The sequence below is a fragment of the Acinetobacter sp. 789_lipA genome, from assembly GCF_058242845.1.
In genome coordinates, this window is record NZ_JBZAYS010000001.1 from 2,157,847 (window position 1) to 2,180,044 (window position 22,198).

At 41.6% G+C, this 22,198-nt stretch carries 17 protein-coding genes and 2 pseudogenes; 7 read left to right on the forward strand and 12 right to left on the reverse strand.

Annotated features, from left to right (window positions below; all coding sequences use genetic code 11):
- Positions 1–207 precede the first annotated feature (207 nt).
- Both AC4CUZ_RS10525 and ppsA read right to left on the reverse strand, forming a co-directional pair.
- Positions 208–975 carry an RDD family protein gene (locus tag AC4CUZ_RS10525; RefSeq protein ID WP_332476799.1) on the reverse strand — a complete coding sequence of 256 codons (768 nt, stop codon included), beginning with the start codon at positions 973–975 and terminating at the stop codon, positions 208–210.
- A 341-nt stretch (positions 976–1,316) separates the two neighbouring features.
- The gene (ppsA, locus tag AC4CUZ_RS10530; protein WP_490747572.1) at positions 1,317–3,695 is read right to left on the reverse strand and encodes a phosphoenolpyruvate synthase; all 2,379 of its coding nucleotides are present in this window, start codon (positions 3,693–3,695) and stop codon (positions 1,317–1,319) included.
- Positions 3,696–3,851: 156 nt separating this feature from the next.
- Between ppsA and ppsR the strand changes: the two genes are divergently transcribed.
- Together ppsR and AC4CUZ_RS10540 are read left to right on the forward strand one after the other, a co-directional pair.
- Positions 3,852–4,688 (forward strand): posphoenolpyruvate synthetase regulatory kinase/phosphorylase PpsR, encoded by an 837-nt coding sequence (gene ppsR / locus AC4CUZ_RS10535; RefSeq protein WP_005400687.1) that lies wholly within the window; start codon positions 3,852–3,854, stop codon positions 4,686–4,688.
- Positions 4,689–4,820: 132 nt separating this feature from the next.
- A pseudogene (locus tag AC4CUZ_RS10540) lies at positions 4,821–5,495 on the forward strand (hypothetical protein).
- A gap of 35 nt (positions 5,496–5,530) precedes the next feature.
- On the opposite strand, the gene AC4CUZ_RS10545 reads toward AC4CUZ_RS10540, so the two are convergent.
- From AC4CUZ_RS10545 to AC4CUZ_RS10560, 4 genes are all read right to left on the reverse strand, one after another.
- The gene (locus AC4CUZ_RS10545) at positions 5,531–6,094 is read right to left on the reverse strand and encodes an NAD(P)/FAD-dependent oxidoreductase (protein WP_078389323.1); all 564 of its coding nucleotides are present in this window, start codon (positions 6,092–6,094) and stop codon (positions 5,531–5,533) included.
- A 241-nt stretch (positions 6,095–6,335) separates the two neighbouring features.
- A complete protein-coding gene (locus AC4CUZ_RS10550; protein ID WP_078389324.1) occupies positions 6,336–7,337 on the reverse strand; it encodes an LLM class flavin-dependent oxidoreductase in 1,002 nt (333 codons plus the stop codon).
- Positions 7,338–7,627: 290 nt separating this feature from the next.
- Positions 7,628–8,155, reverse strand: a complete 528-nt coding sequence (locus tag AC4CUZ_RS10555) for a YMGG-like glycine zipper-containing protein (RefSeq protein ID WP_078389325.1) — start codon at positions 8,153–8,155, stop codon at positions 7,628–7,630.
- 224 nt (positions 8,156–8,379) lie between these two features.
- Complete coding sequence (locus AC4CUZ_RS10560; protein WP_004696467.1) at positions 8,380–8,805, reverse strand: glycine zipper domain-containing protein; 426 nt, start codon at positions 8,803–8,805, stop codon at positions 8,380–8,382.
- Between the two features lie 461 nt (positions 8,806–9,266).
- Between AC4CUZ_RS10560 and prfA the strand changes: the two genes are divergently transcribed.
- The gene (gene prfA / locus AC4CUZ_RS10565; RefSeq protein WP_004982013.1) at positions 9,267–10,355 is read left to right on the forward strand and encodes a peptide chain release factor 1; all 1,089 of its coding nucleotides are present in this window, start codon (positions 9,267–9,269) and stop codon (positions 10,353–10,355) included.
- Positions 10,355–11,173: a peptide chain release factor N(5)-glutamine methyltransferase gene (prmC, locus tag AC4CUZ_RS10570; RefSeq protein ID WP_419381073.1), complete on the forward strand. Its 819-nt coding sequence runs from the start codon at positions 10,355–10,357 to the stop codon at positions 11,171–11,173. Before prfA ends, prmC begins: the two co-directional genes overlap by 1 nt.
- Positions 11,174–11,229: 56 nt before the next feature.
- Here the strand turns inward: prmC and AC4CUZ_RS10575 are convergent, their stop codons facing one another.
- The 6 genes and pseudogenes from AC4CUZ_RS10575 to AC4CUZ_RS10600 all read right to left on the reverse strand — a co-directional run bounded on the left by AC4CUZ_RS10575 (position 11,230) and on the right by AC4CUZ_RS10600 (position 17,777).
- The gene (locus tag AC4CUZ_RS10575; RefSeq protein ID WP_490747573.1) at positions 11,230–12,051 is read right to left on the reverse strand and encodes an ABC transporter permease; all 822 of its coding nucleotides are present in this window, start codon (positions 12,049–12,051) and stop codon (positions 11,230–11,232) included.
- A complete protein-coding gene (locus AC4CUZ_RS10580; RefSeq protein ID WP_490747574.1) occupies positions 12,051–13,010 on the reverse strand; it encodes an aliphatic sulfonate ABC transporter substrate-binding protein in 960 nt (319 codons plus the stop codon). Before AC4CUZ_RS10580 ends, AC4CUZ_RS10575 begins: the two co-directional genes overlap by 1 nt.
- Before the next feature lie 290 nt (positions 13,011–13,300).
- Positions 13,301–13,654 (reverse strand): hypothetical protein, encoded by a 354-nt coding sequence (locus AC4CUZ_RS10585; protein ID WP_029575052.1) that lies wholly within the window; start codon positions 13,652–13,654, stop codon positions 13,301–13,303.
- 478 nt (positions 13,655–14,132) lie between these two features.
- The gene (locus AC4CUZ_RS10590; RefSeq protein ID WP_419381075.1) at positions 14,133–15,092 is read right to left on the reverse strand and encodes a lipase secretion chaperone; all 960 of its coding nucleotides are present in this window, start codon (positions 15,090–15,092) and stop codon (positions 14,133–14,135) included.
- A gap of 9 nt (positions 15,093–15,101) precedes the next feature.
- Positions 15,102–16,424, reverse strand: a pseudogene (locus AC4CUZ_RS10595) (sphingomyelin phosphodiesterase).
- Positions 16,425–16,751: 327 nt separating this feature from the next.
- On the reverse strand, positions 16,752–17,777 hold the full coding sequence (locus AC4CUZ_RS10600; protein WP_114836744.1) for an AraC family transcriptional regulator: 1,026 nt from the start codon (positions 17,775–17,777) through the stop codon (positions 16,752–16,754).
- Positions 17,778–17,920: 143 nt separating this feature from the next.
- Here AC4CUZ_RS10600 and AC4CUZ_RS10605 point away from each other — a divergent pair, with 143 nt between their 5' ends.
- The 3 genes from AC4CUZ_RS10605 to AC4CUZ_RS10615 all read left to right on the forward strand — a co-directional run bounded on the left by AC4CUZ_RS10605 (position 17,921) and on the right by AC4CUZ_RS10615 (position 21,982).
- Complete coding sequence (locus AC4CUZ_RS10605; protein ID WP_114836743.1) at positions 17,921–18,691, forward strand: 3-hydroxyacyl-CoA dehydrogenase; 771 nt, start codon at positions 17,921–17,923, stop codon at positions 18,689–18,691.
- A gap of 247 nt (positions 18,692–18,938) precedes the next feature.
- Positions 18,939–20,075, forward strand: a complete 1,137-nt coding sequence (locus tag AC4CUZ_RS10610; RefSeq protein ID WP_078389332.1) for an acyl-CoA dehydrogenase family protein — start codon at positions 18,939–18,941, stop codon at positions 20,073–20,075.
- A gap of 260 nt (positions 20,076–20,335) precedes the next feature.
- Complete coding sequence (locus tag AC4CUZ_RS10615; RefSeq protein ID WP_078389333.1) at positions 20,336–21,982, forward strand: AMP-binding protein; 1,647 nt, start codon at positions 20,336–20,338, stop codon at positions 21,980–21,982.
- Positions 21,983–22,198 lie beyond the last annotated feature (216 nt).

Genomic DNA, 22,198 nt, shown 5'->3' on the forward strand with positions numbered 1-22,198 from the left:
CACTTCTCAATCATAAGACACCGCTACGTTGTAGGGCATTATGCCTCATATCGACAAACTAAGCTATACGTAAAGATGCTTTAAATGACTGTTATAAAAACCGATTTTTTCACTCGGAATTTTATAATTTCTTTGTGGATTTATTTTGAATATCAATAAACTGCGGAAAACTGAGGTGAGCCAAACCTCAGCTTAAATATGGTCAAATTACTGCTTAATGACCTTGGTTTTCGCTAGTTTATCGTGCAAAGTTTGACGCTTTGCAGTTAAACCAAAGACGTGATCGGCGATGGTAATAAACGGCATGAACAGCATATTGAGCACAATAAAGACAACACTGCGCAATGTGAATACACGCAAAAGGCTGACTTTTTCGTTCGTTTCAACGTCTACAATTTTAATTTTGGTGATTTTTTTACCAATGCTTTGGCCACTTTTGGCTAAGAAAAAGGCCTGTATGCCGAGCATAATCAGCAGGTAAATTCCCATGGTGGTCCATGCTTCAGTTGGAATCAAACTGAACAGTTGTGCTTGCAGTTCACTGGCCTGTGTTGCTGTGGTAGCCGCTTGCATTTTTTGCTGAATTTCAGTGAGTTCACCAAATTTATCTGCTTGTAAAAAGAACGAGGGAATCGCAGCGGCAGGGAGCCAAAGAAGTAAATCAATGACTTTGGCTAAGACGCGTGTACCTATCGATGCCAGTTCAGGTTGAGCAACTTTCGCCGCTGTACGGTTTGGTTGTGAAAATTGATTTGGCGTATGCATTGGCTCAGGAATAGGGGGCTGAGGTTGATAACCTACAGGTTCATACGCCAGTTTTCCTTGGGTGAGTTCACCTAAAGCTTTCCATTCAGGCATACCCTGATGCCAAACTAAATCCGTCAATAAAACTTGTTGGCTTGCGAGCATCTGATTCAACTGCTCTAAGGTATATGGACCGGCTTGTTGATTATTTCGTGCCAAGTAAATCTGCATATAAACTTAATCTCAAAATATAAATTGGGATATTCAAATAATAAATGTATTTGCTTCAGATGAAAAACAAATAAAAAATCTATGGTAAAACATGCGGATAGTCTAGAGAATTTCAAGCTGAAATTAACCAAAACTACACAAAATGCAGGACAGTGTAGCAAGGATTATGCTGCTTCTTCTAGCTTTATCGCAATGCGATCTCTTCTCAATCAAGATATTGCTGCATGAATGCCAAACTTAGTCTAAATTTTTGTATCAATATGCTTGTTTTAATGTGGATACGTTGAAAGTGTAGATATAAAAAAAGACCCATGAAAGGGTCTTTTTTTCGCATCAAAGAGTTAAGCTTTTTGAACTTTTTCTTCTGCAAGGAAGAACCAAGTGTCTAATACTGAGTCAGGGTTAAGTGATACAGATTCGATACCTTGTTCCATAAGCCATTGCGCAAGATCTGGGTGATCTGATGGGCCTTGACCACAGATACCCACATATTTTCCTGCTTTACGGCATGCATGAATTGCCATAGAAAGAAGCGCTTTTACGGCTGGATCACGTTCATCAAATAGGTGAGATACGATACCAGAGTCACGGTCTAGGCCAAGTGTTAACTGGGTTAAGTCGTTCGAACCGATAGAGAAGCCATCAAAGTGTTCAAGGAACTGTTCAGCCAATAATGCGTTCGTTGGTAACTCACACATCATGATCACTTTCAGACCATTTTCACCACGTTTCAGGCCGTTTAACGCCAATAATTCAATTACACGTTTCGCTTCATGTACAGTACGTACGAAAGGAATCATGATTTGAATATTGGTTAAGCCCATTTCGTCACGTGCTTTTTTCAACGCGCGGCATTCTAATTCGAAACAGTCACGGAAGTTGTCAGACACATAACGGCTTGCACCACGGAAGCCCAACATTGGGTTTTCTTCTTCAGGTTCGTATAACTTACCACCGATCAAGTTTGCGTATTCATTTGACTTAAAGTCAGACATACGAACGATGACAGGTTTGTCTGCAAATGCTGCAGCAAGGGTAGAAATACCTTCAACCAGTTTTTCAACATAGAATTCGATTGGCGATGCATAACCCGCTGTACGCGCCATCACCGCAGCACGTGTTTCACGTGGCAAGCTGTCAATGTTCAACAATGCTTTAGGGTGAACACCGATCATACGGTTAATGATGAACTCAAGACGTGCGAGGCCAATCCCTTCATTTGGAATTTGTGCAAAGTCAAATGCGCGGTCAGGGTTGCCGACGTTCATCATTACTTTGAACGGAAGTTCTGGCATAGATTCGATTGAGTTGGTTTGAATTTCGAAATCTAAAGAACCTTCGTAGATGAAACCTGTATCACCTTCAGCACATGAAACAGTTACATCTTGGCCGTCTACTAGAACTTCAGTTGCATTACCACAACCGACGATTGCTGGAACACCCAATTCACGCGCAATAATCGCTGCGTGACAAGTACGACCACCACGGTTAGTGACAATTGCAGCGGCACGCTTCATTACTGGTTCCCAGTCTGGGTCAGTCATGTCAGATACAAGCACGTCACCGTCTTGTACTTTGTCCATTTCTTTAATAGACGTAACAATACGTACTTTACCAGAACCGATACGTTGACCGATTGAACGACCTTCACAAATCACAGTGCCTTTTTGTTTTAAAAGGTAGCGTTCCATGGTGCCGACGTTTTCACGGCTCTTCACTGTTTCAGGGCGCGCTTGAACGATATAAATTTGACCGTCATCGCCATCTTTTGCCCACTCGATGTCCATTGGAGAACCATAATGGTTTTCAATGATCAGCGCTTGTTTTGCAAGTTCTTGTAGTTCGTGGTCGTTTAATGCGAATTGTTGACGCTCTTGTTTTTCAACATCAACCACAACAACTGATTTACCCGCAGAAGCTTCTTCGCCATAAATCATTTTTTGGTGTTTAGAACCTAGATTACGACGGAGTACAGCATGCTTGCCTGCATTTAAAAGTGGTTTAGAAAGGTAGAATTCGTCAGGGTTCACTGCACCTTGAACAACCATTTCACCCAAACCGTAAGATGCAGTGATGAACACTACGTCACGGAAACCTGATTCAGTGTCGAGTGTAAACATTACACCCGCTGCACCAGTTTCAGAGCGGACCATACGCTGAATACCAGCAGATAAAGCCACAACATCATGCGCAAAGTTTTGGTGTACGCGGTAAGAAATTGCACGGTCGTTATACAGTGATGCAAATACTTCTTTGATCGCGATCAATACGTTGTCGATACCGCGAATGTTTAAGAAGGTTTCTTGTTGGCCTGCAAAAGATGCATCTGGTAAATCTTCTGCTGTCGCAGAAGAACGAACGGCAACCGCGATGGCTGGGTTGCCGTTTGAAAGCTCTGCAAATGCTTTACGAACTTCTTGTTCGAGTTCTGCCGTCAGTGGAGTATCTACAATCCATTGGCGAATTTTCGCGCCTGTTTCAGCAAGAGCATTTACATCATCAACATTGAGGACTTTTAACTCTGCATTGATTTTAGCGTTTAGGCCACTTTGCTCGAGAAATTCACGATATGCTTGAGCTGTAGTAGCAAAGCCACCTGGTACAGATACACCTGCATTTGATAGGTGGCTGATCATTTCACCTAAAGATGAGTTTTTCCCACCTACAAGTTCAACGTCGTGTTTCCCTAATTTTTCTAGACCAATTACGCGCGCTTCCAAAGTTGTTACTCCACTTTTGCAGTATTTAATCACTATCTTGGCATCAGATTATAACAAATCTACTTAGCTTTTTGATTTTACTAAGCGACAGTCATGTAAGATCGGTTTACTATAAAGATTATATAGCACTAAGACAAATTTTTGAGGAGAATTTTAATGTCAGGAAGTAAACAATTTAAGCGGAGTGTTTTTTTTGTATCAGATGGTACTGCAATTACCGCTGAAACCCTTGGGCACTCGCTATTGGCGCAGTTTCCAAATGTTGACTTTGACATTCATATTATTCCTTATATTAGCTCTGAAGAAGCTGCTACAAATGTGGTTGCTGAGATCAATTTAAGGGCGCAACAAGACGGACAAAAGCCACTGGTTTTTGACACTTTAGTCGACCCGTACGTGCGTGACATTATTAATACTGCAAATGCTATAAATCTTGATGTATTTGAAGGGCTTATTAGTAAATTATCTGAAGAGTTGGGAACACCGCCTACAACTTTAGTCGGACAGACCCATGCAGTGACCGATTCGGAGTCTTATAAAGCACGTATTGATGCGGTGCATTTTGCTTTGGATAACGATGACGGTGCACGTACACGCCACTATGACAAGGCCGATCTGATTCTGATTGGGGTATCACGTTCGGGTAAAACACCGACTTCAATTTATTTGTCATTACAGTTTGGGATTCGTGTAGCAAACTATCCATTGACCGAAGAAGACTTGGATGACAACCGTTTACCAGCGGTACTTCGCGCACATAAGCAGAAGCTTTTTGGTTTGATGATTGATGCTGAACGCCTTGTCGCTATTCGCTCTGAACGTAAAGCCAATAGCCGTTATGCAAGCTTCAGCCAGTGTCAAATGGAGCTTCGCGCAATTGAAGGGATTTATATCTCTGAAGGGATTAAATACTTAAATGTCTCGGAAATGTCGATTGAAGAAATTTCAACTCGTGTACTCCAAATGACGGGTTTAAAACGTCGCATTGGTTGATATTGTCATTACATTATAAAGCGTCATATTGATGATGCTTTATAATGTTGATCAATATAAAAATACAGATTAGATCAAATGAAAATAATATCAAAATGCCTATTAGGTGTATTTTGTTTTGCTCATTTTAATATGGCTGTATATGCGCAAAATATATCAATTCAGCAGGCTGAGCAGGCGATTGATCAAAAATATGCAGCGCTAGATTTTTATGCAGTGAATCAACAGATCGAAAATGATGTGGTTGATTTAATCCGTGAAAATGCAGAAAGTTATGCTTATTCTTTCCCCAAATTGACTGAAAATCTTAGACTAAAGATTAATGCCTCACCGGACCAACTGCTTAAATTCTATACCTTTGATGTAGGTGGTGGCGGTACCATGGGTGAATTTTCATCCTATGTGTAGATGAAATCGAGCAATTCCACTAAACTTCAGCCTTTAGAAGCTGGCTATATTTTAAAGATTGACCAAGTGAAATGGGGTGCACAACCGATTTATCTGATTCAAAGTTATTACAAAGGCGATAGTTGTCACGGTCTTTATCAAATTCAAGCCTTTAAAATGCACGCCCAAGCTTTGACAGCAACACCAGTTTTTCAGACCAAGAACAAGCAACTAAGTTCGATTGAAGTAGATTATGACTGTCACTATGACGAAGAGCGGCGCGGTTCATATATTCGTGTTTCAAAAGACTTAAACAAGATTGATATCACTTTATTAGATCAAAACAGCCGCCCGACTGGAAAGTACTTACGTTATCAACGTTCAAATACAGGCTATCAATATACAGGTGTGACGAAATAAACAACGGGTAAGTGGCTAAAACTTACCCTATATGGTTAATGGCTATAGGTGGTAATGATCACATCGACGGGATATTCAGCGCCATCTAAACTTTGAATATCATGTTCTCGAATTTTGACGATCGGCCAAGTGATTAGCTTACAGTTGTCGCGCTGTAAGGCATGATAATAATGATCGGACTTAAAAAATTTAAGTTTATCGGCAGCGGAGTTAGGTTTGAGCTGGTGTCTAAGCCATGGGTCTTGAACTTGGGTTTCTAAGAAGCGTAAAGCCAGTAGGCATTTGATACGTGTGTTAAATAGGCGTCGGTTCTTAATAACCAGTGGATGTTGAATTAAGCGCTGAATTCCACGCTCTGTTTTTGGCAAGATAAATTGTGGCGCATTTTGAAAAACATAGACCGATTGAGCGACCTGACAAACCGACTCAAGGGCAGTTACTGTATGCTGGTTGGTACCAATAATTGCGACACGTTGTTCAGTAAAAGCATGTTGTTTAATTTCTGATGCGGTAATCAATTGCCCTTTAAAATGCTGAAAATATTCGGGATGGTTTTGAAATAAACCAGATACGTTGTCTGTTGAATACAAATTGACCATGCTTGATCCTTAATTGTTTTTTATCGTCTTTCCTTAATTTATTATTTTTAGTGCTTTTGCTCTAAAAAAGCAAAGTGATAAATTGTCTGAGCAGTCACGCTAACTTTAGTCTAGACATAGCAGCAGTTTTGCAGGGCTTTAAGGATTTTTTAAGTATCGGCTAAGATTTTGGTTATTCATTTATGCACGTCGCCTTATGGGTATGCATTAATACGCATAAGGCGATTCACTTCATTTGTACTTAACTGTTTTTGATCTGCATGAGACGTTCAAAGTTTTCTAAACGTTTGTCCGTGTCATAGATGTCACAGGTGAAAATAAACTCATCAACATCATATTCCAAAAGAAGCTGTTTCAAGCCTTCTTTCACCGTGCCATTGGAGCCGATTTGCGCCATGGCATAAAAACTGTCTACTGACATTTTTTCCGAAGGTGACCATAGACCGTCCATACTGGCAATTGGTGCTTTTAACTTTAAACTTTGACCGCGCATGAGACCTAAAACTCGTTGGTAGGCACTGGTTGCTAGATATTCAGCTTCAGCATCGGTTTCAGCAACGACCGTCGGGACACCCATAGATACATAAGGTTTGGATAAGTACTCAGAGGGTTCAAAGTTTTCACGATAGAGCTGAATCGCTTGTTTCAGCATACGCGGTGCAAAGTGTGATGCAAAAGAGTAGGGAAGACCTAGTTTTGCAGCCAGTTGTGCACTAAATAAACTTGAACCGAGTAGCCATACAGGCACATGTGTCCCTTGCCCCGGAGTTGCAATGATGCGCTGATTTGGTTCAGCGTCTTTAAAGTAATGCAGAATTTCTAAGACATCTTGTGGGAACTGATCTTCAGTTTCTTGACGGCCACGGCGAAGTGCGCGCATGGTCACTTGGTCTGTACCTGGTGCTCGACCTAAACCTAATTCAATCCGGTTTGGATAGAGTGTCGCAAGCGTACCGAATTGCTCCGCTACGATCAGTGGGGCATGGTTCGGGAGCATGATACCACCTGAACCTACCTTTAAGGTTGAGGTATTTGCGAGTAAATAGCCGAGTAGCACCGCAGTTGCAGAGCTGGCAATACCATCCATATTATGATGTTCTGCAAGCCAAAGTCGACTATAGCCTAAACGCTCAGCTTGTTGGGCCAACTTTAAGCTATGCTGTAGGGTGAGTTGTACAGTTTGATCTTCGCGGACAGGAGCTAATTCTAAAATAGAAAATTGAGTCTCGGACAACGTGCGCATTCTATTTCTCAGTTTTGTTTTATATATCGAAATAATACGATATAAGTGCTATCTTGTATATCGATTTTATTCGATGTTCTGATTGTTTTATATAAGGTATTGATTTAAAAATGAAACAAAATTTATATTCAACATCGTTGAACAGCACCAGCCACACATGCGTTTAAAACCAAAGTGGTAAGCTGCTGCATTCAGTAGAAACGATGCAGTGTCTTTTTTGAGTGTAGTTGTCAGATAAATAAAAAAGCACCCGAAGGTGCTCTTTTATTTGAAAATGTTTTATGCGGTACTTAGCGTTTACCGTTTTTGTACCAGCCTAAGTGACGGCCATTGTCACCACGGTAGTTGTGACCATTATATTTATAATTGCTATTACGGTAGCCACGGCTGTCATAACGACGATCATAACGGTCGTCGTAACGGCGGTCATATTCGTCATCATAACGACGGTCTTCAGAGACTTTTTTACCTAGAACTGCACCACCCGCTGAACCGAGACCTGCACCAATATATCCACCATTGGTACCGCCCATGTTTTTACCTACGGTATAACCACCAGCACCACCGAGTGCTCCACCAATGATTGCACCATTACGGTCACGTTTGTTGGCTGAAGCGGCTGCACCTGCACCACCACCAATGGCAGAACCAATCATCGCGCCTGTTTGTCCACCCATTTGGTTACCAATCGCGGCACCGACAACACCACCTAATGCAGATGTTAGTGCAGTATTGGTTGTATTACCTGCATATGTTGTGGTCATCGTTAATGCTGAAGCTGCAATTACGGTACTCATTAAAATTGATTTAATTTTCATTTTTAAACTCCTAAGAGCATGTCTATTTTGTCTTGATTTCACTTTAGCGAAACAAGTGGGAAGAATAATGAAGAGAAATTTTATCGAAACCGTTGCTTTGGTAAGTGCTGTGTAACGACTCTTCGTATTTTCTACCAGTTTGGCTAGAGTACTATTGCGTCTAAATCTGTGCCATAAAAAAGCACCCGAAGGTGCTTTCAATGACATCTTTACGATGCAGCTAATTAATGGTGTTTATGTTTTTTCTTCCATTTTTTACCATGGTAAGAGTCATACTGTTTATCTTTTGAGATTTTGTTGCCGAGTGCTGCACCGCCCGCTGCACCTAATGCAGAACCCACATAGCCACCATTGGTGCCGCCCATGCTTTTACCTACGGTATAGCCCGCACCACCACCGATCGCACCACCAATAGCAGATTCAGTACGATGACGTTTGTCACTTGCAACTGCTGCACCACCTGCACCACCGAGTGCTGCACCGATGGTTGCACCAGTTGTGCCGCCCATGTTTTTACCAATTGCTGTCCCTGCAACACTACCTAAAGCACTGGCTGCTGCAACGCGAGTTGTGCTGTCTGCATACGCAGTTGCAGTAAACATAGATGCCGTTGCTAATGTTGCTGACATTAAGAGTGTATTAAGTTTCATGTGTTTCTCCATGTCCAACATTGGTTGAACTGTCTTACTTTTTTCGATGTGGCTAATGTAACAAAAAGATTCCAGTTAATTGTGGAGAGTTAAAACTAAATTGAAACCCGTTGGTTTCTTGTTTGTATCAGTTTTATTACAAATGTGAATAAGCAGAATGAAATTTATCCAAAATCATGCAAATGTGGATAAACCTAGGAGTGATGCAGTTCACACTCTGAATTTTGAGCTGAAATGGCCTATTAAAAAGGTGTATATGAAATAAGCTGTTTTGCATTTTTTAAGCGTTAGTAAGGTCATAAACATGCTTTAAAAGTGTATCAATCTACTGAGGCGTATAAAGTAAACGTCGCTCAGGATTGAATAAAGATGTTCTTTGCGTGATAGAGCCGTTAAACTAAGCGCAAATTTTTTGGTGCTGTGAAACTGTATTGCAGCCTTTATATTGAGATATTTTCCTAATGAAAGAATCGTTACGTTTACGATTAGATCAACTTTCTGACCGTCACGAAGAATTAACAGCATTACTTGCAGATGTAGAAGTCATTTCGGATAACAAACGCTTTCGTCAGTTGTCACGTGAACATAGTGATTTAAGCGAAATCACAGAAGTTTGGACCAAGTACAAACAAGCTGAAGCTGATATTGAAACGGCTGAAGCGATGCTGTCAGATCCTGATTTTAAGGAAATGGCTGTTGAAGAAATTAAAGAAAATAAAGCCATTATTGCGTCTTTAGAAGCTGATTTAAATATTTTAATGATTCCGAAAGATCCAAATGATGCGAACTCTGCATATTTGGAAATTCGAGCGGGAACAGGCGGTGATGAAGCCGCTATTTTCTCGGGTGACTTATACCGCATGTACACCAAGTACGCTGAATCACAAGGCTGGCGTATTGAAGTGTTGTCTGAAAATGAAGGCGAACACGGTGGTTATAAAGAAATTATTTGTTTGGTGAATGGTGAGGGTGTTTACGGCCGTTTGAAGTTTGAAAGTGGCGCGCACCGTGTACAACGTGTGCCTGCAACGGAGTCTCAAGGTCGTGTACATACTTCGGCGTGTACCGTTGCGATTTTGCCTGAAATTGATGTTGATACAACGGTTGAGATTAATGCATCAGACTTACGTATTGATACCTACCGCGCCTCAGGTGCGGGTGGTCAGCACATCAACAAAACCGATTCGGCTGTGCGTATTACTCATATTCCAACAGGAACCGTGGTGGAATGTCAGGAAGAACGTTCACAACATAAAAACAAAGCCAAAGCGATGGCTTTACTTGCTTCACGCTTGGAAAATGCAAAACGTGCGGCAGCTGATGCAGCAACTTCTGAAATGCGTCGTGACTTGGTCGGCTCGGGTGATCGTTCAGAACGTATCCGTACCTATAACTACCCGCAAGGTCGTATGACCGATCACCGTATTAACTTAACTTTATACAAGTTAGACGCGGTTATGGAAGGCGATTTAACTGAACTATTAGATAGCTTACATCGTGAATATCAAGCAGATCAGCTTGCGATGCTTGCACAGCAGAATGGTGGATAATGAATATTGCCCAAGCTTTGGCTTTACGTGGTGAAGCTGAGAGTTACGAACGTCAAGAGAACGCATGGTTGCTGGAACACATCACCAAAATTGATTCTTTCGATTTGGTTATGAAAAAAGATCAAGTGCTGACCAATGAACAAGAGCAGGCCTATGTTGCTGCCTTGGCACGAATCGAAGCAGGTGAACCTTTGGCCTATGTGACAGGTTCACAGCCGTTTTGGACGCTAGATTTGATTGTCACTCCTGACACTTTAGTGCCACGTCCAGATACCGAGGTACTGGTAGAAACTGTATTACGATTAGACTTACCTGAAGATGCCCGCATTGTCGATTTAGGTACGGGGACGGGTGCGGTTGCGCTTTCATTGGCCAGTGAACGGGACACATGGGACATCACGGCGACCGATATTTATGAGCCAACTTTAGCCGTTGCGCAGCAAAATGCAGAAAAGCATGACTTAAATGATGTGACTTTTGTGTGTGGCAGTTGGTTTGCACCGCTAAATCGAAAGTTTTTTGATGTGATTGTATCGAATCCACCGTACATCGATGCCGATGATGCTCACATGCAAGACTTAGCAACTGAGCCTGAACGTGCTCTAATTGCGGCAGATCATGGTTTGGCTGATTTGAAAGTCATTATCCAGCAAGGTAAAAAGCATTTAACTCTTGATGGCTGGGTGGTACTTGAGCATGGTTATGATCAAGGTGACGCTGTACAGAAAATCTTTAAAGAAGCGGGCTATAAACAAGTCCGTACGGTGAAAGATTATGGTGGAAATGACCGCGTTACTTTAGGGCAGTGGACACAATAATTTCATTGTTCCCTCCAAAATAAAAGCGCATTCGATGCGCTTTTATTTTTTCTACCTTATGTTCCAAATACGTCACGCCAACGGAGTAGCCAAGTCTCGATGGCTTTCATGATGCTATCACTGAATTTTCCGAGCACGGCTAAAAGAATAATCGCTAAGATCACAATATCAGGACGTGAAGTTTCTCGGCCATCACTCAGTAAGTAGCCTATGCCTTGTGTCGCTGCAATGAGTTCTGCTGCAATCATAAACATCCATGCCAAACTTAAACTGTTGCGCAGTCCCGTTAAAATTCCCGGAGATGCCGCAGGCAAAATAATCTGTTGCACTTGTTGCCAGTACTTCAGTCGATAGACTTGTGCGACTTCGATGAGCTTGCGATCAACCCCTTTAATGGCTGCGACAGTGTTGGTATAGGTCGGAAAAAATGCGCCAATTGCAATTAGGGTAATCTTCGATTCTTCATCAATTCCCAACCACAGTAAAAGTAGAGGAATCCACGCTAAGCTCGGGATGGATTTGATCGCTGAAAAACTGGGTTCTAAAAATGCTTCAACCTGTTTATTGAGTCCCACCAAAATCGCAAACATTAAAGCCAGAGCACTCCCAATAAAAAATCCTAAAAACACCCGCCATGTACTGGTCCAGACATGCATCCATAAATCTGCCTGCCATAAATCTAGAAAGGTTTGCCATAGACTAGTGGGAGCAGGCAATAAATAAGATTCAATAAAACCTGCTCGGACCAGATATTCACAAGCAATCAGTAAGAGTACTGGAAGGGTGATCGCTTTGAGAAAACTCTTCAATTTCAACTGAAATGAGGAACTTTTTTTTACTACAATAGGGCTGAAAGAGCTCGCGACTGACTTAGTCATTATTTGCTTACAACCTTTTGTGCATATTGTGGCTTAAACAACTGAGTCACGACTTGATTTACATTGGTGCCTTTACGGACTAAGTCTTCTTCATTCAAAATGCCGCCAGACTTTTGTAATGCAGCAATCTGTTTGGCTGACGGAATGTTTTGATCAAAGTTGGTACGGCTTAGTTGTAATTTTGCGACATTCAACGGCAGTTTGGACTCGCGTGCCAGTAACTCCGCCAATTTCTCTGGATTAGCTTTGGCCCATTTACGTGCTTGCTCATAAGCTTTAATCACGGCTTCAATGGCTTCGGGACTTTGCTGAGTAAAAGACTCTTTGACACTGAGCACGCTATAACTGTTAAACCCAATATTTCGATACAGCAGTTTTGCGCCAGATTGCACTTGTGCCGATGCCATCAATGGATCTAAGCCTGCCCAAGCATCGACTTGACCACGTTCTAAAGCCGTTTTGCCATCCGGATGTTGTAAGTGAACCAGTTGTACATCACGTTTATTTAGACCCACTGTATCCAGCGCTTGTAAGGTAAACAGAAATGGATCTGTGCCTTTGGTTGCGGCAATTTTTTTTCCTTTTAAGTCTTTTAGGCTTTTAATTTGGGAGTTCTTAGCAACCACCAAAGCGGTCCATTCAGGTTGGCCTTGGATATAAACGGTATTGATTGGACTGCCGTTGGCACGACTGAGTACGGCTGCAAGCCCTGCGGTTGAAGCAAAATCTACACTGCCACTATTTAAATATTCCAGTGAACGGTTACTGCCTTGGCTAAACACCCATTTAATTTCAGTTTTAGGTAAGGCTTTTTCTAACAGCTTTTGTTCTTTCACTACGAGGCTGGTTGGTGCGTAGTAGGCATAATCGAGTTTGAGCGTGTCTGGAATAGCGGCATGGGCATACGAGCCGATCAAACCTAAAATCAGTGAAGTGCTCAGTAGTTTAAAGTTTTTCATGTTGCATCATTTAAATAAGTTCATTTGTGGGTTCTTTTAACCTTATGTATGCGAAAAATAAAAAAAGAAAAATGGATAATAAAATATTAAATTGAAATAAGCAGATAATCTTAATTTAAGTATCTGAATTTTAATAACTTGATTGAGCTTTTTGCGGTTTTTTAAGTATAGAATAACTTTAAAAAAGCATAGAATAATTTCTTCTTATATGAAGATTGCATAACTAAATCATTCATTTTGAATGTAAAAAAGCGACTGTAATAGTCGCTTTTTTTAAGGGGGCTGCAAGCTTACATAGGATAGTCTTGTAAGCTGTCAAACACTTCAACTTGCTCTAAAGCATCAGTTTCAAGTGCAAGACAAAGTGTCACAATTTTCTTTAGATCAGCTAAATATTGTTCATCTTTAAACGATGCACCTAACTGCAGGGCTTGAATACGGTCAGCACTAATATCCAATGCTTGAGCAGCTTCAATCGCATTAACTTCATTAAAAAATGCAGTAACAGCATGATTTAATTCAAGGTCTGATGCATTGAGAATACCTTGATCCAGTTGCTCTTCAAATTGTGGGGTAGGAGACTGCAAAGCTTGAGTAAAGTTTTGCACCAGACGTTGATCGAGAACATCAATCATTTTAAGCATGTCATAACCTTTAAAAGAAATAAGGTGATTAAACAGGGGGAGTACAGCCGGAAAATAAGCATTAAAGAATGCTTTAAAATTGGTTGAAAAATAATCCATTTTGGAACTTTTTGCAAATAGATTCCGATAAATGAAAGATGGATTTGTTAAGTAAGTGAAAAGCTTGAATTTATTAAATAGAATTCCTATTTGAATTTTACACTATTGTTCCAATGGACTCGGATCGATCAAAAAGAAGTATTCAATGTGAAATATTGTGGAGTTTTAATCAAAAAGTTCTTTTATTTTTATTTAAGATGTTGAATTATAATAATTTATTAATATTGTCATTGCAATGGTCTATATTTTACGCATCACTGATGCGAACTCAAAACATCGTGGAATTGCAATTTATAAGGACCAGCTAAAGCAACATGAGGTATATCACCTTGCTTTAGCTATCTTTGTTTGGTGTGGAGAATGATGAACGTTTAAGCCACTAGTTAAAGTGCTTTTGCCTCAGTTGTTCTAGACGGAGTTGATATTGCTGTTGCCATGCACTTTCAGCTAAGTTTTGTTTTTGCTGGTTCATTTCTTGGTTGAGAGCAGCAAGCTCAGATTGATAACTGGCGATCTGTTGTTGTTGTCGAGCGACTTGTTGTTCGCGTTCAGCCAACTGCGCCGCTTCTTTGCCTGAAAAGTAGCTGTTACGAATTTGTTGGGTAATTTCTTGTTGCTGTATTGGGTCGGTGACGCCAATTAAAGCCAATTTAAGGGCTTTATCATAACTACCACTCTGACCATCAATATTTTTGCTCGGGTTTTTATATTGTTGCTGTAGTTGCGCAAGTTCACTCAGTCGTTGTTGTAAGGTCAAGTGCGGTGCGCGGCTCAAGAGTTCACCATAAGCAAACTGATAGCTGGCAAACTCTTTTTCTTCAGCAAAGCCGAGTTGGGTTTCTTGCTTACCTAAAGTCTGCTCACGTAAGTTCCAAATCTCCTGATAACGCTGTTGCGGTGTCATTTGTGTGGACATGGTTTTAGCTTGCATTTCTTTTTCGTACAGTGGTAGGCGTTCTATCAATTGTTTTAAAGTTTGAGCAAACTGTTGATCTGGATATTCGTCCAATACCTGTTTTAATAATGCCTGACAGTTGGTATCAGGGCAGTTTTGTTGTAACGGGTTTAATAATTGTGTGATATTGCCCGGGTTTTTTTGAAAGTGTTGAATCATTTTTTGGATGGATTCTTGTTGCTGTTGTTGCTGCATTCTTGACTCGTCATTGTTTGCAGCGGCAAGCTTCTCTTGCAAACTGCTGGGTTGAGCAGTCTCTGTAAGGGACGGTGAGGATGCCTGAGTTTGACCCGATGTGGCATATGATGAGCCAAGGCCCAACCATATCACCACACCGATTACCAATACACTCAGCACCAAAGCGATAAGCCCAAAGCGCTTCATTATTCTTCCTTATGGGTTGTATTGGAATTGACCCATTACTGGGAAGTGGTCAGATAAGTCCCAAGTCATAAATACGGGGGCGGCAGCCGAGCGAAGAATACGGACATCATTACGTGCTTGCATAGGCTGACGGTGGTTATTGGATGACACCACGTAGTCTAAATACTCTACGGTAGAGCCACCCGTAAGTCCTGCACCTGCGAGTTTATTCACTCGTGGATCGAAGGTCGATTCGGTATATCCTGTGCTGACTGGGACCGTACCATTCAAGTTGATTTGCATTTGCGCATAATCTTGCGGCCACAGGAGTTTGTTGACATTAAAGTCACCGCCCATGAGCACGGCATCAAATGATGGAATATTTTGCTTATCGACCAAAGCGCGGATTTGCTTAAATTGTTACTGGCGCATATCACGTGCCGCGTCGGTATCAAACGATGCGGTATGCGTGGAGGTCACATGGTAGGCTTTGCCATTCTTGAGAATTTCAGCATAAATCACGCCTTTATCGGCAAAACAGTCAATCCCCGTACAGCTCGGGTAAATAAAATGATCCGTTTTTACAATTGGATGGCGACTTGCAACCAATATGCCGCTGTCATAAATATTGAAGCCTGAACCGATTGGAATATAAGTTTGGTACGGATATTCCTGCGCTAATTTGGCCAACATGGCAGTACGACCAGAAGCAAAGGTTTCTTGGAACAAGATCGCATCGTAGCCTTTTAGGTTTTGCGGCAGTTGCCCTAAACGCGAATCAATTTTACTTGCCACCAAAGGAAGAGCATAAATATTGTAGGTTAAAACTTTAAACTCATCGGCACTGCTGGCAACGGGTTCTGGCACGGTATTTTGATGGATAGTGTAGTGGAAGTCGTCATAGCCACCAGTGTATTCAGCTTTAAAAGCAGTCTGCGCTGCTTTTCCTGCATAATTGGTGTTGAAGCGCTGAATGTTACGATCGTTAAACCATGGTGCAGAGAAATCACTGCCAGATGCAGAGTGTTTAATATCACTGCCAGACCAAGTGCCAGTCATCGATTGTTTCAGGGTGATGCTTGAACCACCGCCAGTAATCACGGTATCAAAATTATAGGTTTGACCTGACTTTACCCCAGTATAACGGTTAAAACGCAGTACACGTTTGGTTTCATAAGGTGCAATTTGGGTGGCTTCTTGAGCCCATTGACTCCCTTGAGTTAAGGTGCGTGTACCATGATGATTAATATTGACGGATACTGTTTCAGGGGTAGTATTGGTCACATAAATGTATGAGTCTGCTATCGCTTGCTGCGTACACAGCAGTAATGATAACCATCTGATATTTTTCATTAAGTTTTTATTTAGTTGGGTGCTCATGTGTTCCCTCCATGATGTTTTTATTCAATATTGTGTAAAACAATATGACGAGATCACTATGGCAGGTAATTTTTTTAAGTCAGTGACAAAGTGCGACAGCACCCTGATTTTCCGATGAGTGAGCATCAAAAATTCAATTTAATTTATAAGCTCTGTTGACATTTCCTTTGGCCAATCAAAACCAAACCCAGAACAATAGAATGTTGAGGTTTACTTTAACGAGAGAATGGTATGGGTTGGTTATTTGTTATGTGGAAAGAGCAAGGGCGTCACGTAGTTGCCTATACCAATCGACCTAAGTTAAGTATCCTTATTTTGACGATAGGCGCCGGGGCTGACCCCAGTCCACTTTTTAAAAGCACGATGGAAAGCACTCGGATCATGAAAATTGAGTTCAGTGCTAATGTCTTGTAATGATACTTGGCTGTTACTGAGCAGCTCAATGGCCATATCGCGGCGTATATCATTTTTGAGCTGTTGATAACTAAAACCTTCACTTTTCAGTCGCCGCTGAATAGTCGCCTCAGACATATTGAAATGATGGGCAATTTCAGACAGTTCAAGCCACTGGGTCGGGGGTTCTTGCATTAAATAGCGACGAATTTGGGCACTGGTTGAATGTGGATTTTTATAACGGGTCAATAAAATATGTGGGGTTTGCTGAATAAATTGATACCACGATTTACTGTCCTGTTTTATGGGCATTTTTAAATAATTGGCATCGAACTGAATATAGTTTTCAGCCATTTGATACTGGATATTTTCACAAAAACGAACTTTGTAATCGATGTCATCTGTAGGTGTATCACATTTGAGTTGAATTTGATTCAAAATCACTCGTTGCCCAACCAGCCAACACATTAGGGCATGAATTAGCATGATGTAAGTTGCGTAACTAAACATACGCTTGGGCTGTTGTCGTTCGTAAATCACAATATAGGCATAATGTTCTTGTACCATGAGCTGACTGCTAAAGTCGTCTAGCACCAGATTCATAAACTGCAAAATATGCTGAATGGCTTGGTCCAGCTGGGTGGTGTGTAACAGTGTTTTAGATAAAAACTGAAAACTGCCACGGCGCATAGCATGGCGATCCATTCCAAAAAACTCATCATTCATCACATTGGCCAGTTCAGTCCAGAGCTGTGCATATTGATTGACTGAGACTCGTGCTTTTGTCGCACTTAACAATTCGCTATTGATGCCTGCATTTTTTAAAATATCAGCAACTGTATATCCCTGCTTTTCAGCTTCAAACAATGCTTCGTGTACCAAAGCAATTGAAATGGAATCTTTCTGGGCGTTTGCATGTTCCGATGCAGTCATAGTGGCTTCCATATTTTTATTGTGCATTTTGAGCATTGTCCAAAACCATCATGGAAGATGCAATATTTGGAAATTGTACTTAAAGGGTTCTGTGTTTACATTTCTTCTTAAGTCGTAGCATTCAATCATACAAGGAAAAATAAATGAAGATTCAAGGGAAGGTTTTTGTCGTTACAGGTGGTGCATCGGGTTTAGGTGCGGCAACAGCACGTCATTTGATTGAACAAGGCGCGAAAGTCATTTTGGTAGATATGAACCAAGCTTTAGGTGAAGAGCTACAGCGTGAGTTGGGTGAAAATGCTCAGTTTAAAAGCCTTGATGTTACGGATGAGCACGCCGTGCAAAGTTTCTTCCAAGAAGTCGAGGTGGAATATGCACAATTGAATGGTTTGGTGAACTGTGCGGGTGTCGCGCCTTCAGCCAAAGTGTTGGGTCGTGATGGTATTCATGAGCTGGCGTTATTCCAAAAAGTATTAAACATCAATGTCTCAGGTACTTTTAATATGCTGCGTTTTGCTGCGCAGTTAATCGCGAAATATGAACCTCAATCTGGTGAAGAAGAACGTGGCGTGATTGTGAATACAGCTTCAGTTGCAGCCTATGACGGACAAATTGGCCAGACCGCTTATGCAGCATCGAAAGGCGCGGTTGTCTCAATGACTTTGCCGCTGGCACGCGAGCTAGCACGTGAAAAAATTCGAGTGATGACCATTGCTCCAGGCATTATGGAAACGCCAATGTTGAAGGCGATGCCGCAAAATGTACAAGATGCGTTGGGTGAAATGGTGCCATTTCCGAAGCGGTTGGCAAAACCTCAAGAGTTTGCTCAGCTTGTGGGGCATATTTTTGAAAATAGTTATTTGAATGGTGAAGTGATTCGTTTAGATGGCGCGATTCGTATGCAGCCTAAATAAGTTAGATTTTTATAGAAAATGATGATCTGTACAGAGCTACAAATTTCTAATCGAATTAAAATAGCGTTGTGTCCGTATTCATTTTCTTTTGAAGGATCAAAAGAAACAAAAATCCTTTTCGAAACTGAAGATACATCCTTGTATCTCAGTTTCGGAGGCGACATCCATGTCGCCGTCACATCTATCCAAATGCTGTAAATAGTAGAAATTTTGAACTGAATATAATTGATATAGAAAAGGATATCTAATGCTTTTAAATGAAGAACAAAAAATGGTTCAGGATATGCTGCGTAGTTATTCGCAGGAAAAACTGAAGCCAACTGCAGCTGAACGTGACAAAACCGCACAGTTTCCTGCGCAAGAACTTAAAGAGCTGGGTGAGTTAGGTGCTTTGGGTATGACTGTTTCACCTGAGTGGGGTGGTGCAGGCTTAGATTATATTTCACTGGTGGTGGCACTTGAGGAGATTGCAGCAGGTGACGGTGCGATTTCGACCATTGTCAGTGTGCAAAACTCACTGCCGTGTGGCATTACCCAGCGTTATGGAACTGATGCGCAAAAGCAGAAATATTTAAGCAAGCTTGCCACAGGTGAGTGGTTGGGGTGCTTTTGTCTCACTGAACCACAAGCAGGATCAGATGCAGGTGCGTTGGAGTGTAAAGCTGTTCGTGAGGGCGATGAGTGGGTGCTGAATGGAACCAAACAATTTATTACCACAGGAAAGCATGCACAAGTCGCTTTGGTTTTTGCAGTCACAGACAAAGCTGCGGGGAAGAAAGGTATTTCTTGCTTTTTAGTCCCAACCGATACCGAAGGCTATATTGTCTCTCGTATAGAAGAAAAGATGGGGCAGCACTGTTCGGATACGGCAACCATTGTTTTGGAGAACTGCCGCATTCCGGCAGATCATTTGCTAGGTGCTGAAGGCGAAGGCTATAAAATTGCGCTTTCAAATTTGGAGTCGGGACGTATCGGTATTGCAGCCCAATCAGTGGGTATGGCTCGTGCCGCTTTAGATGCTGCGGTTGAATATGCCAATGACCGTAAAGCCTTTGGTGTTGAAATTGTACAACATCAGGCAGTTGCTTTTCGTTTAGCCGATATGGCGACGCAAATTGAAGCGGCACGTCAGTTAATTTTCCATGCAGCCGCTTTGAAGGATGCAGGATTGCCATGTTTAAAAGAAGCCTCTATGGCCAAACTGTTTGCCTCAACCATGGCAGAGCGTGTTTGTTCTGATGCTATTCAAATTTATGGTGGCTATGGCTATGTTTCAGATTTTCCTGTTGAACGAATTTATAGGGACGTCCGTGTGAGCCAGATTTATGAAGGGGCATCTGATATCCAGCGTCTTGTCATTGCACGTGAAGTCACCAAGGTTTAAGTCGACTCAGTTTTAGACCTTGGTCGATGTTCAAAGCCTGCACTTTCATTGAGGGATTTGGAAATTGTAGGTGCATTTAAAACATGGTTATCTAGGTACAGCGGTTAAGTACAGTCATTAAATAGAGCAGCTGAGCTGCTCTAGGTTTTCAAATAATATAGAACTGACAATGAGGTCAGTTCAACGCTTAAAACGATAAAGAACATGGACGGCCAAAGTGGATTTGGCCTTAAAAAAATGGATAATACGAGGTTGTCGTGATGAAGACATTAGAACAAGCCCACCAAGAATTTAACTATGAGCAACTGATTCAGGAACAATTGGTCGGCCAACCCAATGCAATAAATGCCTATATTGAGTGCTGTCAGCGTTATGTCGGGTTACAAAAAACAGCACTCATCTGGGAAGGAAAAAATGGTGAGTCAGAGCAATGGAGTTTTGAACAGCTCGATGTTGCCTCAGCACAGTTGGCAAATTATTTTAAAAAGATCGGGATTCAAGTGGGGGACTGTATCGCAGGGCTGTTACCGCGTACGCCTGAACTGCTGATTACGATTTTAGCAACATGGCGGATCGGTGCGATTTATCAGCCTTTGTTTACTGCTTTTGAGTCGAAGGCGATTGAACATCGAGTTTTAACTGCGAACACCAAGTTGATTGTGATCAATGCAGAGCAACGTCCAAAATTAAATCACGTTGAAGTCAAACATATCCTTACAGTAAATGCGGGAACAAACTTAACTAGTAATGAAGCTGATTTTTGGCAAGAGGTCAAACAACAGTCCGATCAGTGTGAAGCTGTTTTGCGTAGCTTTGATGATGATTTTCTGATGATGTTTACCTCAGGCACCACAGGTTTGGCGAAATCAGTGCCTGTCCCTTTAAAAGCTGTTTTGGCGTTTAAGGGTTATATGCAACATGCAGTCGATTTAAGAGAAGACGATTCATTTTGGAATTTAGCCGATCCGGGCTGGGCTTATGGGTTGTACTACGGAATCACAGGCCCGCTCAGCTTGGGGCATAGCATCATTATGGATGAGCGTGCATTTAGCGTCGATCATGCGGTTGAAGTCATTAAAAAGTATCGCGTCAGTAACTTAACGGGTTCGCCTACAGCTTTTCGGATGTTCTTTGGTTTTAAAGAAAAGTTTGATCCTTCCATTAAGACCCATTTACGCGCCGTCAGTAGTGCAGGTGAGCCTTTAACCCCAGAAGTGATTCATTGGTTTAATAATGATCTGAATGTCAACATTTATGACCAATATGGACAAACTGAGTTGGGCATGGTGATTGCCAACCATCATGCACTGGAGCATGAGAAAAAAGTCGGGTCGGCAGGCTTTGCTAACCCCGGACACCGCTTTGCTGTACTTGATGCGAACCACCAAGAAGTGAAGTGCGGTGAAATTGGAACGCTAGCTATAGACTTTAGCCAGTCACCACTGACATGGTTTAAAGGCTATGGTGGCAATAATCGTAAATCCTTTGTGGGACAGTATTATTTAACAGGTGATACGGTCAAGCTCAATGAAATTGGCGGTATTGACTTTGTTGGGCGTGCTGACGATGTCATTACAACGTCAGGCTATCGTGTTGGACCTTTTGATGTCGAAAGTACTTTGCTTGAGTGTGCTGAAGTACTCGAATCAGCTGTGATTGGTAAGCCTGATCCAGAGCGCACTGAAGTGGTGAAAGCTTTTGTGGTGCTAAAGCCACAGTACCAAGCATCAAAAGAGTTGGATAGCAAACTCCAAGCCTATGTACGCTCACGTTTATCTAAACATGCTTATCCGAAAGAAATAGAGTTTGTTGAAAGCTTACCGAAAACATCGAGTGGCAAAATTCAACGTAATTTGCTGAAACAGCAAGAAGTGGCAAAGATGCAAACTTTACAAGCTGCAATTTAATTTAAAAATAAAAGGGTCTTAGTGGTAAGTCGAATTCGCAGTAATTGTTGATCTAACCGATTGAAAAAAATTATCTTGGCGGAGTTTTATCGAATTTTCATCCAATTTCGTCATTAGCCTGCGGCTCGCCCTACTTTTGTTTCGGCAAAAGTAGGCAAAACCATTGTCACCTGCAAAACCTGTTCTTTTCTTGGATTTATTAAAAGATATCGAAGA